The sequence below is a fragment of the Priestia sp. JSM ZJ58 genome, from assembly GCF_044383985.1.
Classification (GTDB): Bacteria; Bacillota; Bacilli; order Bacillales; family Bacillaceae_H; genus Priestia; species Priestia zanthoxyli.
Map to the genome: position 1 here is coordinate 3753534 of NZ_JBISEM010000001.1, position 12208 is coordinate 3765741.

Below are 12208 nucleotides of genomic sequence, written 5' to 3' on the forward strand. Positions count from 1 at the left end.
TAACAAAATGTATGGTAGGATAAAGAAATCAAATGATGCTTTATCAAGCCATTCTGTTATAGAAAGTAGTGAAAAAAGATGGAACCAAACTATGATCGTGCCTTTGGCGTATATGGAATTTGTATGCGAGATGACAAGCTGCTTGTTATTCGAAAAAATAGAGGGCCGTATATTCATCGCTTTGATTTGCCAGGCGGACAGCTAGAGCACGGCGAAACATTAACAGATGCGATGAAAAGAGAATTTAGTGAAGAAACTGGCTTTGAAATTACTATTATTTCTCAAGCCGGTACAGCGGATTTTCAGTATCCCTGTAAGTGGAAAGAATTTACCCATGTACATCACATTGCTGTTTTTTATTACGTAGACATTGCCGGCGGTGAGCTTCTTTCCAACCCCGTCCAGTTTGAAGGACAAGATTCTTTGGAAGCATTGTGGATCGCACCGCAAGATCTTAACATCGATAATGCTTCTCCTCTTGTTCTAAAAGCAGTGGAATCTTTAAGCTTATTATCATGGCCTTATGAATCTCAGATTTATGATGAGTGGGAACTTAAAACCTCCGAATGATGATAGTGACTAAACAGTACTTCTAAATATCGCAGGCTTAGCTTCTGTTTAGGCCAAAATCAGAAAATATGTTTAATTTCTTTCTAACGGTGGAATAGACAAGTAACACTACTTAATCACTAATAGAAAGGAAGATTATAATGAGTAAAGGTTTAGGAGATAAAGTTAAAGGAAATGTATCAAAAGCTAAAGGTGAAGTAAAAGATCAAGTCGGAAATGCAACGAATAACCGCGATCTTCAGCGTGAAGGAAAAGCTGAGAAAGCAAAAGGAAATGCTCAAAAAGCAGTAGGCGAAACAAAAGATACATTTAGCAATAAATAAAAAAGGACGAGCTTAATGCTCGTTCTTTTTTTATTTAATAAGCTGATTTAAGCTTTTAATGATTACGTTTGGCTGCAACTCTTTATGCTCAGCTACATTTCCTTTTCGGTTAACCCAAGCCGTTGCGAACCCGTAGTTTTTAGCACCGGCAATATCCCATGTATTCGATGACAGAAACAATACTTCTTCTCTTTTTGCATTCATTTTATTTTTTGCATAATGATAGCTTGCCATTGTAGGCTTGTACTGTTTGATTTCGTCTATGGAAATAACGTCTTCAAATAAATGATTCATATTGTGATAAGAAACAAGCGGATCAATCATATGCTTAGGACCATTCGTAAAAATAGCCAGACGATATCCTTTTTCTTTTAAATAGGCGAGCACCTCTTTGACCTCATCGTAGACATTCAGCTTCATGTAAGCACTCATCAGCATTTTTTCTTCATGTTCCGTTAAATCAATATCATTTGCTTCTGCTGCATATTTCAGGGATTGATTTGTTAATGTATAAAAGTCAACGTATCGTCCCATCAGCTGATATTGCATTGCATATTCAATTTGCTTCAAACGCCATAAATGGCTAATACTTTCTCCTCGTTCCGGATACAGCTTATCACACGTTTCAATAACGGTATGTACATCAAACAGTGTTCCATATGCATCAAATAAAATCGTTTTAAATTTCATCTGTGTTCGCCTCCTTCTTTCATTTTACCCACTCGTAAAAAAACATAACGTTTTTTCTGTTAAAAAAGAGGCATATTACCAGCTGAAGTATGCTCATTTCTTATGAAGATAAAAAAACAGCAGGCTCTCCTACTGTTTATAATCCCACACGACTTTCCATTCTCCTTTTTCACGAACAGCATACACTTTCTGCACCAAATCAAAGTTTCCATATTTCCCTTTATACGTTTGGATAACGGTCATTTCGTAAACAACAGGAAACGCTTTACGATCATTTTCCATCTTCCAGCTCTTTCTTTTTTCAACATCTTCAATGGAATACGTAAAAGTGTCTACTCCGAAATGATTGAGAAATACGTGTGCTCGATCTTGTATGTATGCACCTTTTGTCCACTTCTTTTTCATGGACGAATGAAAAAGGTTCCATGATTCCGAAAAGTTCCCTTCCTGTTCTAGCGTATAAAATTCTTTTACAGCAGATTTGGCTTGATGACTCGGAGAAAAGAATGTAAATTGAAACATCCAAATTCCCAGCGCAATCAAAGCAAGAAACACAGCTACTCCTAAACTTCGCTTCAAAAGCAGTGTTTTTTTTCGATACAAGTAAAAAGCCCCTTTATCAAAAATGCAGTATACAACAGCTTATTCGATATCAGGGCTTTTTAGTATTGCCGAACTAAACTTATCGGACATATCCTCAAAAAAGAGATTGAGACATAACTACACACATGAAATCTACGTTCACCTTAACCATAAAAGATCCGAACAATTCACCGTTCAGATCTTCCTTCAACTAAACTACGTTTGTCCCAGCCTCTTTCTGCGCTATACAATGTGAAAAGCCATTTGCATGGCTGCTAAAAAGCCCACGAACACAAGGCCCGTCACGAGACCCTCTTTCCAATCTGGCCGGTCTCCTCGAACAAATTTAGCAATATCATACGATAGCATGGCTGCTAAAAAAATCGTTAAAACAATATACAGCGGCTCCATCTTCTATCACCCACTATTTCTTTTCTTCAGTGTAACAACTTTTTCATAAGTATGCATGTAAAAAAAGCAGCTTAAAATTCTTGACGAATGTGTGAAATTTCTCTTTTTTATGCATAAACTACTTAAAAGCGTGAAAGGAAGATGCCCTTTGTCTGCTTTTAATCCTCAGCAATTTAGCGTCACATACCGGCAAGGAAGCACGCCCACCTTTCCTTTTATTGGGCGTCGCTATACGCTCACCCATTCTGAACAAACAGACGATTTATTTCTTTGGATCGACGAAAAGTTTGCTGTTGATCAATTAAATGAGCAGCGAAATGAGCTTTTTGCCGAATGGCTCCACAAAGACGGTGTTGATACGCTGTATGTATACGTATTTATTGGAAATGAACACACGGAAAAGTCTGTTCAAGCCATACGGTATGCTATTTTCAAACAAGAAATGCCTTACTTACTAAAAGCATTGCGCTACGGTGATGCCACGTTTTTCAACGCTCACCCTGCTTTAGATCGTTCCCCCATTTACGTACATTTTCATTCCAGTGACAAAGAATTTCATTCCATTCGATATTTTCAAACGCCTTCTCACTATGCCTAAGCATATGAGAAGGGATCTTTACTTCGTTAATCTCCTGTTTTCCAAACTCCATTTCTTCTAGGGTCTCCCGCCCCTTCCATTTGTTTATCTTGAAAATTAATGGTTAACGCTTGGATACCTCCATAAAAGACGTCGCTTTCCTTTGTTTCTATCCGAAACGCAGAAGGGATATTTTTTGTATCTAAATCAGGCTCTATATAAATAGTCGAATCGTCAAAAATAAATCGCGGTTCATTTACAGCTTCTTGAAGCGGTTCATTTCCTTCAAGATTTTTAGAAAGTACCTGAGTTAAAATTTGAGGAATCCGCGTTCCGCCAGGAGAACCTATTCCCATCGCCCACTCGCCTTTTTCTCTTATAATAGTTGGAGCTGTAAAGGTTCTTGCTCTTTTTCCTGGCTCACGATTATTCGGTTCTTTGCTTCCAAACGTATCAGCATTGTTATTAAGAAAAAAACCGTCAACTTGTTCGCCTGTACCAAAGAAGTTACTTAACGTATTGGTTGTTGATACGACGGTCCCTTCTGAATCAATAACTACAAAATGTGTTGTACTTTCGTGTTCTTCATCCCCTTCACCTGAAGAACGTGTCGGGTGATTGACCAAGTTTGTTATATAATCATCACTAACTAACTCACTTGAGTTTTGATTATGAAAGTCAGGATCGCCAATTTGTTTTAACCGGTCGGAGTAAGCTGCTTTTTTAATTCTGTTCATCGTTTCGTAATAGTCTTTGTCAGGCATTGTTTCAAGATTTTCTTTCTCTGCCATTTTTAACATTTGAATCAGTGTAATCCCGGAAAAAGGCGGAGGCGCTGAAATCACTTCCGTTCCATTGTAAGCAGAAACGACAGGCTTGGTTTCTGTCACTTGATAGGAAGATAGGTCTTTTTTAGAAATAGGCGTTGCATCAGCAAGATCTTGTGCCAAATCTCCTTTATAAAATGCAGATGCACCTTCTCGCTGAATCTTAATTAACGTTTTAGCCAACACTGGCTGGGACAGCGTTTCTCCTTCTTCGATTGCTTCTCCCTTCGGATAAAAAGCAGATAGATCATCCACATCCATCCTTCCTCTAGAATAATACAATCGCGAAGATAAAAGAGAGTCTACTTCAAACCCTTTTTCAGCGTATTCAACGGCCGGCTGAATTAAATCACTCATTGATTTTGTGCCATACTTCTGCTGAATATATTCCATGCCAGCCACAAATCCCGGCACGCCGTTTTTACCTCTCATAGAAGTTGGAGCGGTTTCCCGGTAATCGATAAAGGTAGCAGGCTGATCTTTTTTGGCAATCAGCATACCTCCACCTCCGCCAATTCCAGATCCAAAAGGTTCGACTACATTGAGGGCATACGAAATAGCAATGGCCGCATCTACTGCATTCCCGCCTTCTTTTAATACGTCCATCCCTACATTTGCTGCCAGAGAATTCGATGAACTCACACCATAAGAATGATCATTATTTTTTTTAAGCAGCTTTTTAGGACTAAGATCTGTATTCGATTGAGTCATAAAAAAAGCGGCTATAACCCCAATTAACAACAAAACAGCAACAATATTAAATAACAGTAATTTTTTATTCACACATTCCCCTCCATTTTTACTCATATGTATATTTTGTGAAGCGCTTTCATTTTTATCCATACATTAAATTGCACACAAAAAAGACATCGCCCCGGACGATGCCTTTTTATTACTATATATGTTTTATTTCCCAGAAGCTGCCGCAGCATCATTTACTGCATCTGTAGCAGCAGATTTTGTTTGTTCAATCATTTTTACGTTATTTTCGATTTTTTGCTGTTCATCTGTTGAAAGAGTAGCCGGATGTTTTAAAGCTCCAAGTCCTGCTACTACTCCTGCTACAATAGCAATTGGTCCTACAATCCCTACGATACGTTTTGCGATCATTTTCTATTCCTCCAATTAAATTAGTCTGTACTTTTTTCCCATAAACCGTGGCGGCGCGGATCAGCGTCACCTTGAATTTTATTTTTCTTTAAGTCTTTCACAAGAGCTTGAACGCCTCCGTAAAACATCGCGTTATCATTGTTTTTTAAGTCATAGCCGTACGTTTTTAAACCATCTTTAGTTGACTGTTTAAGCTTAGCTTCTGAATAAAACTTATGAGAATCAAAAATCACACGCTTGTTTTCTACTGCCTTTTTAATGGAATCTTTGTCCTCAAAATAATCCCCAATTACTTGCGTTAACACTTGCGGAATACGATTTCCTCCCGGTGTGCCAATCGACATTACCCATTCATCACCTTCACGAATAATGGTAGGGGCTGTAAATGTTCTTGGACGCTTACCAGGTTCACGCTTGTTAATTCCTTGTCCAAACGTATTGAGCGTATTATTCAAAAAGAATCCATCTACATATTCACCGCTGCCGAAGAAATTACTCAGCGTATTCGTTGTCGATACAACGGTTCCGTCACCGTCCATCACAACAAAATGAGTGGTACTTTCATGTTCTTCGACGTCGCTTACTTTGGTGTGATCTGTTTCAGTATTATTTAATTTATTACGAAGTAAATGCACGTAGTGATCGTCGATCCAATCATTTGGCGTTTCTTTTATAAAAGCCGGATCGGCAATTTTCTTCAAGCGGTCTTGATAAGCTACTTTTGAAATTTGACCAAGAAAATGATAATAAAGACTAGGATGCGATTCCTTCAGCTTCCAAATATCTTCTTGATCCGTCATTTTTAACATTTGAATGAGCGTAGCACCAGCAAAAGGAGGAGGTGCTGAAATAATTTGATGACCTTTATAATTAGTTGATAGAGGTTTGCGCTCAACAGGCGCATACTTTCGCAAGTCTTTGTGACTTACTTTCGTTTCTTCTGTAATATCGTCTGCAATTTTCCCTCTATAAAAAGCATTTGGCCCTTCTTCCTTAATCTTTTGCAGCGTGTTCGCTAATTCATGCTGTTTGACAATTTCACCTGTGTTAATGGCGTCTTTATCTGGGTAAAAGCTAGGAATTTCATCTTCATTCACATTACCTTTGTATGAAACCAGCCTATCGTGCAAATCTTTGTCCACTTTGTACCCCTTCTCGGCATAGTTAATGGCCGGGTCGATTAGTTTGCTCATCGACAGAGATCCGTAGTGGTGCTGAATATAATCCATACCAGCGACGAACCCTGGTACGCCAATCTCATCTTCTTTATCATTCTTAGGTGCAATTTCTCGGTAGTCAATAAATGTTGGAGAGGCATCTGCTGGATCAATCAGCATTCCGCCGCCTCCCCCAAGTCCTGATCCGTACGGTTCCACAACACCAAGCGTGTAGGAAATGGCAATGGCTGCATCAACTGCTGTACCGCCTTGTTTAAGAATTTCCATACCTACTTTTGTGGCGCGAGGATCTGAAGTACTTACTGCATATTCTTGTTTTGGAAACATAAATTGATAAACACATACACCTACTATGAGTGAAAAGATGACAATGGAAACAATAATCGTATTACGTTTATTTATCATCTTTTACCTCCTCTGTGTATGACGGGCTATTAGTTAGCTTGTGCTTCTTTCTTTTTGCGCTCCTCTGCATGTTTTATAATGCGAGAATGATCTAAGTTTAATTCAAACTTGTTTCGTTCTTTTTCTAACAGTTCAGGGTTTGAAGAAAACTTGTTTAAATCGTTATAAATACGCTTCATGCGCCAAGGGTTATCCGTTGGAGTTGGTGTACCTGCTTTAATAACCATTGGAATAACATCAATTTTAGCTTGGCCCTGCTTGTTTAAATGATACTGAACCATCGCTGTATTTTTTGTACTTGACCATCCTTGGTCAAAGATAAAGTTTCCTAAGCTATAGAAAATAACCGAACCTTTATATACGTCATATGACTGTAGAACGTGCGGATGGTGACCGATGATAATGTCCGCACCAGCGTCTACCATCGCTTTTGCTAGTCCTTCTTGACGAGGACTTGGCTGTGCATCGTATTCTTCACCCCAGTGGGCATTTACTACAACTAAATCAGCATTTGCTTTCGCTTGCTGGATCGTGCTGAAAATAAGATCCGGATCTGCTTTTAAAATACCTGGGTTGTTTTTTCCAGCGGACATTCCGTCTGAATGTACATCCGTAAACCCTACGGTTGCAATGCGGATGCCGTCAGCATCTTTATATGAAATATGCTTTGCTTCTTCAGAGTTACGGCCAGCACCAACAAAATCTAATTTGTTTGCTTCAAAAGTCGAGATCGTATCTTCTAACCCTTTTGCACTGTAGTCCATTGAATGGTTGTTCGCTAAGTTTAATACGTCGAAACCTGCATTTTTAACGGTCGCTAGATCAGCAGGCTTACTATATAAATGAATACCTTTTTCCATTGCTTTATATGAATCTACGTCGTTTGTTAAAATCGGCGTTTCGTAGTTCCCGCTTACGTAATCCGAATTTTTAAAGAACGGCTCCACGTTGCGGAATACAAAATCTTCTCCGTAGCGTTCAGTTACTTCTCTTACATGGCGACCCATCATAATGTCTCCGACCATAGTCATCGTTAAATCATTATTGGCCTCTGGATTAGCCGTCTCAGGGTTTTCAAGAGCGTCCGAACGCTCCATCCATCCTGAAAGAGCTAAAATTACGATTAAAATTGGCGTTAAGATAAGAGCTTGCTTGCCCGTTGTAGGCTTTGTTTTCTTTATAAACATCAATACTTTTTCTTGAAAGTTTAATTTTTTCTCTTTCAACGCTTTCACCTTCCTTTACCAGCTGCGGTTTGTTTGTGTATTAAAATAAATAATAAACTTGCATAATTCCAAATGTTACACCACTTAATAAAACCGTTGTTCCAACTGTTAAAGGAAGACCTTGCTTTTGCATTGTATTTGCAATTAAGCCCGGTACAATGATACCAATTCCGCGTAATTCAAACACTTCAAACGGCAAGATCGGGAAGAAATAATCAAATGCAACTTTAATCACAATACCCGTAATTAACATCGCTGTAAATTTGCGACGTCCATATAAAATAACTACTTTTGAGATTCCGTACACGACGATAACATACGTTAAAATACTAATTAAGAAAATCATTAAAATGGTAATTGGCTGATCAAATACAAGAGCTAAATACCCCGGTACGATAAGACCGGCTGGCAATACGCCCGTTTTTTCTGTAAAAATTAAGCTTAGTGTAACCCCTAACACAAGGGCAATATATAAATCTGATCCGAACATGAAATGGCCTCCTAGATTAAACTGCTTTTCTCATCTTTTTCATTTCAATAATAGCTTCAACAAGCGGCTCGGCTGAACCGTGGATATTTCCGACACCGTATACGATACGATCTTTTAAATAAGGCTTCATGCGCTCTAAAATTTCTTCTGTAGAAGCGCCTTCCATATCCCAGAATTCTTTTGTTGGTAATTCGCCTCTTTGGTGTGCAGCAGCGATTGGTGAGGTCGTCTGACCAATTGCAATCATTACATCCGCTTCAATGTATGGCATTACATCTTCAGCAAATTGCTCGGTGCGATCTACACGGTCCGGACGGCAGTTCATAATGACAATAGGAAGCTTTTCACTATAGTTCATTGAATCTACACGTTCCCAAATACGAAGCGTGGAAGAAGCGTCGTTGGCAGCAAATCCATTCACTAAAAATGCTGGATTTTTTTCATCGCCAAACGTTGTAATTCTCATAGCTCCTGGGTCAGGCTGGGCATTTAACATTCCTCTCATCGCTGTTTCAGCATCGATGCCAAGTGCTTCTGCTACTGCTAAACCGATGGAAGCATTATCAGGGAAAACCATATAATCAAATTCACGTAAATACGCTTCAGATACTTTATCATTGTCAGCTACAATAACCTTTGTGTTGCGCTCTGCGGCTATTTTTTTATAATATTCCAAATATGGACCTTCAATTGTAACAAGGTGACCATCATAAGGAATAGTAGCAGTGAACGCTTGAGCAACTTCATCTAGAGTTGGACCCATTACATCCATGTGATCTTCTAGTACGTTTACAATAACGCCTACCTTGGCTTGAATCAGCTGATTTTGGAATGTGATTTGATAATCAGGCTGTACCGCCATACATTCACAAATAAGAGCTTCCGCGCCAATATCGGCAACTTCATTTACCACTCGTCGCTGTTCTCCAATGTTCGGACCTTCTTTACGACGAATAATTGGTTCTTCTTCACTTGTATGCCAGTAGATCATACGTGCTTGTGTTCCTGTCGTTTTCCCTACTGTTTTGTAACCTGCTTCTTTTACAATACCTGTAATCAATCGTGTAACGGTGGATTTTCCGCGAATACCATTAACATTCACTCGTACAGGAATTGAATGCAGCTTGCGTAAATGTCTGCGATACTCCCAAACGCCATACCCTACTAAAAATAGGCAGCAGAGGATAATTAAGATCATGTTTCATTCTTCTCCTTCCAAACTTCTCCTGTTGGATACGTTATGAATGCTTTTGATTCATAATGATAGATATACGATTTCATAGTTTCACTCCCTTTATATATGTATGGGAGCTAATCAATTAACAGCGCTAGCATGCTGCTAAAACACCTGCTTTGAAAAATGGACTCGAGTACCAATTTCAACAGCTCTAAAACTATCATCTGCGCTCATTAGTGGTCAATAGCTCAAATGTTATATATTCTTACAATTCCGATTGTCTATTTACAGAATTAAAAACTCATCGTTTTATTTAAAATTTACAGAATAGGTCTAAAGTTTAATTACCTAGAAAAATCCCATCGATACCTTTTTTTACCATAACAACAGGAATATTTTATACATCACTCTTACAATTAACACACGGAAATATTACGTAATTAAAAATTTCTTAACTTTAGAAAACGTTTTGTAATATAAAGGTGGAATAAAAAATAGTTTATCCCATTAATTCCTTTTTATGGATATACCAATTGAATTTGTCTAACAACCGTACTTGTGAGGATGATAGATAGATATAAAAGTAAGAAAAATACATTTATTTATCATTTTCTGCTTACATTTAACTTACTTAAATAGAAAGGACATTAAATATTTTTTTCTAATTTTATAAGCATTTAGACTCCATATGTACCTAGTTCTTTTGTTGTTATTTTATAGATTCCCTTTATTTAATAATCAATTCAGTAAATCTAAATCTCTTGACTATGGCCTCTTTTCCTATTTTTATTTCAATATTTTCTGAATCTTTCTACCGATAAAGGCATCTTTTGTCCGTTAAGATTGCCTAGAAAAATGCATGATTTCTCACTTTTTTGGCATATGATGTTATCATAAAAAGAAGAAGTATCATCAAAAGGAGGAAAACAATGGTTGATACAATCCTTTATTTTCTATTTTCTTTTTGCTACATTGTCCTGTTTTTCTTTAGCATATATGTAGTACGAAAAAACACTTCGCCGTTTTACATGCTATTTCTTCCTTTAGTAATAGCTGGACTAATTTACGATAATGTAATGATTGGGATTGGTTCATTTATCGGTGAAGGCGATACTTTACGTTCACTCAGCATGCTTCGCTTTTGGTTTCACGCTTTATTTACCCCTACTTTGGTGCTCTTTGCGTATGGCGTAGCGAAATATTCGACGATCACATGGGCTAAAAAACCTGTTGCCAGCATTGTTTTTTTGCTGACTACGTTTGCCTTAATTAGCTATGAAATAATCGAGACGATTAGTCAGCGTATGGAAGTTGTACGTGAATATGGCATTGTTCGCTATACATTAGTGGGATCATCCGGTCCTCCTCTTATGGTTCTTATTGTGGCGATTATTTTGCTTTTTGTTGGAATTTCTTTATTTCGCAAGACCAGGTGGAGCAGCATGATGATTGGAGTAGCCGTGATGATTGTAGGAAGTGCCGTGTCAATTCCTATACCAAGCACAGCCGTAACAAATACGTTTGAGCTTATTTTTATCTTTTCTTTATTTTTAACTCAGCGTCATTTAGTAAAAATACATTAAAAAGAAGCGATTCCCTTGCTTCTTTTTTTTATATTTGATATCTTTTACCTAACGACCGTTAGTTAGATTGAGGAGGAGCTTTTTTGAGTGAATTATCAACTGTAGAAAAAATTAGAGCTGCCGCAATGGAGCTCTTTGGAGAAAAAGGCTATACAGAAACATCGCTTGCTGATATCTCATCAAAAGTAGGCATAAAAAAACCTTCCCTGTACGCTCATTTTAAGAACAAAGACGACTTATTTTTACTAACCGTGCATGATTTAATGAATTTATTTTTAACAAAGTTATCTGTTATATACGAACAGCATAAAACAAAGTCTGCTAAAGAACAGCTTCACTGCTTTGTTGTAGATTTCTGCACGATGATTGAAAAAGATTCTTTTGGCCAGATGTACCGTCGTCTTATTTTGTTTCCACCTGAGCATTTGCAGTCGGAAGTAAAAGCTATTTTCTTAAGAAGCGAACGATTGTCTGATCAAATTCTGCATGCTATTTTTACACAGGGAATGGCTGAAGGCGAAATAATTGAACGTCCGATTGATTTGTATATCAATAGCTTTTATTGTTTAACCGACGGACTGTTCATTCAGCGCTTTTACTATGAACCAGAGTATTATGATCAAAAAATCCACGATGCTTGGACAATATTTTGGGAAGGCATACGCGCTAAATAGGCCCTGTAAAAAGGGCTTATTATTATGTAAGGAGGAATTAAAATGGCTTGGATTTACCTTATTATCGCTGGTTTGCTCGAGATTGTATGGGCAATCGGCTTAAAATATTCACACGGATTTACTGAATTAACTCCAACAATCATTACGATCGTCACAATTGTCATCAGCTTTTATTTCTTTTCAAATGCCTTAAAAAAAATTGCTGTGGGAACAGCTTATGCAGTGTTCACTGGTATAGGAGCTGCTGGTACAGCGATACTCGGTATGACTGTTTTAGACGAAGGCGTAAATATTGGAAAGATTTTATTTTTAGGATTAATGATTTTTGGAATTATCGGTTTAAAGTTAATTTCTACTGAAGAAACAGAAAGAGAGGAATCGTAAC

Annotated in this window: 15 protein-coding genes; 6 read left to right on the forward strand and 9 right to left on the reverse strand. The window is 37.8% G+C overall.

The features are described from left to right. Positions 1 to 78: 78 nt before the first annotated feature. A complete protein-coding gene (locus tag ACH6EI_RS19440) occupies positions 79 to 570 on the forward strand; it encodes an NUDIX hydrolase (protein WP_108674431.1) in 492 nt (163 codons plus the stop codon). Between the two features lie 140 nt (positions 571 to 710). Then, positions 711 to 893: a CsbD family protein gene (locus tag ACH6EI_RS19445; protein ID WP_014461302.1), complete on the forward strand. Its 183-nt coding sequence runs from the start codon at positions 711 to 713 to the stop codon at positions 891 to 893. Between the two features lie 30 nt (positions 894 to 923). Here the strand turns inward: ACH6EI_RS19445 and ACH6EI_RS19450 are convergent, their stop codons facing one another. From ACH6EI_RS19450 to ACH6EI_RS19460, 3 genes are all read right to left on the reverse strand, one after another. Beyond that, on the reverse strand, positions 924 to 1583 hold the full coding sequence (locus ACH6EI_RS19450; RefSeq protein WP_028412245.1) for a haloacid dehalogenase type II: 660 nt from the start codon (positions 1581 to 1583) through the stop codon (positions 924 to 926). 129 nt (positions 1584 to 1712) lie between these two features. Further along, on the reverse strand, positions 1713 to 2186 hold the full coding sequence (locus ACH6EI_RS19455; protein ID WP_028412244.1) for a hypothetical protein: 474 nt from the start codon (positions 2184 to 2186) through the stop codon (positions 1713 to 1715). Between the two features lie 222 nt (positions 2187 to 2408). Beyond that, the gene (locus tag ACH6EI_RS19460; RefSeq protein WP_014461305.1) at positions 2409 to 2576 is read right to left on the reverse strand and encodes a hypothetical protein; all 168 of its coding nucleotides are present in this window, start codon (positions 2574 to 2576) and stop codon (positions 2409 to 2411) included. A 148-nt stretch (positions 2577 to 2724) separates the two neighbouring features. Here ACH6EI_RS19460 and ACH6EI_RS19465 point away from each other — a divergent pair, with 148 nt between their 5' ends. Then, positions 2725 to 3174, forward strand: coding sequence for a staygreen family protein (locus ACH6EI_RS19465; protein WP_028412243.1), 450 nt, complete (start codon positions 2725 to 2727; stop codon positions 3172 to 3174). 26 nt (positions 3175 to 3200) lie between these two features. On the opposite strand, the gene ACH6EI_RS19470 is transcribed toward ACH6EI_RS19465, so the two are convergent. The 6 genes from ACH6EI_RS19470 to pgsB all read right to left on the reverse strand — a co-directional run bounded on the left by ACH6EI_RS19470 (position 3201) and on the right by pgsB (position 9587). Beyond that, complete coding sequence (locus tag ACH6EI_RS19470; protein ID WP_063248241.1) at positions 3201 to 4763, reverse strand: gamma-glutamyltransferase family protein; 1563 nt, start codon at positions 4761 to 4763, stop codon at positions 3201 to 3203. A 123-nt stretch (positions 4764 to 4886) separates the two neighbouring features. Beyond that, complete coding sequence (locus ACH6EI_RS19475; RefSeq protein WP_014461308.1) at positions 4887 to 5090, reverse strand: CapE family protein; 204 nt, start codon at positions 5088 to 5090, stop codon at positions 4887 to 4889. Positions 5091 to 5110: 20 nt separating this feature from the next. Beyond that, on the reverse strand, positions 5111 to 6673 hold the full coding sequence (locus tag ACH6EI_RS19480; protein ID WP_028412241.1) for a gamma-glutamyltransferase family protein: 1563 nt from the start codon (positions 6671 to 6673) through the stop codon (positions 5111 to 5113). Positions 6674 to 6702: 29 nt separating this feature from the next. Continuing rightward, positions 6703 to 7899 carry a CapA family protein gene (locus ACH6EI_RS19485; RefSeq protein ID WP_028412240.1) on the reverse strand — a complete coding sequence of 399 codons (1197 nt, stop codon included), beginning with the start codon at positions 7897 to 7899 and terminating at the stop codon, positions 6703 to 6705. A 40-nt stretch (positions 7900 to 7939) separates the two neighbouring features. After that, entirely contained in the window at positions 7940 to 8389 is a 450-nt protein-coding gene (pgsC, locus tag ACH6EI_RS19490) for a poly-gamma-glutamate biosynthesis protein PgsC (RefSeq protein WP_013055707.1), read from the reverse strand. 16 nt (positions 8390 to 8405) lie between these two features. Further along, positions 8406 to 9587 carry a poly-gamma-glutamate synthase PgsB gene (pgsB, locus tag ACH6EI_RS19495; RefSeq protein WP_014461310.1) on the reverse strand — a complete coding sequence of 394 codons (1182 nt, stop codon included), beginning with the start codon at positions 9585 to 9587 and terminating at the stop codon, positions 8406 to 8408. Positions 9588 to 10495: 908 nt separating this feature from the next. On the opposite strand from pgsB, the gene ACH6EI_RS19500 reads away from it, so the two are divergent. From ACH6EI_RS19500 to sugE, 3 genes are all read left to right on the forward strand, one after another. Then, positions 10496 to 11149: a hypothetical protein gene (locus tag ACH6EI_RS19500; protein ID WP_098999758.1), complete on the forward strand. Its 654-nt coding sequence runs from the start codon at positions 10496 to 10498 to the stop codon at positions 11147 to 11149. Between the two features lie 83 nt (positions 11150 to 11232). After that, positions 11233 to 11823, forward strand: coding sequence for a TetR/AcrR family transcriptional regulator (locus ACH6EI_RS19505; RefSeq protein ID WP_014461312.1), 591 nt, complete (start codon positions 11233 to 11235; stop codon positions 11821 to 11823). Between the two features lie 42 nt (positions 11824 to 11865). Further along, positions 11866 to 12207 carry a quaternary ammonium compound efflux SMR transporter SugE gene (sugE, locus tag ACH6EI_RS19510; protein WP_028412237.1) on the forward strand — a complete coding sequence of 114 codons (342 nt, stop codon included), beginning with the start codon at positions 11866 to 11868 and terminating at the stop codon, positions 12205 to 12207. Position 12208: the final 1 nt, after the last annotated feature.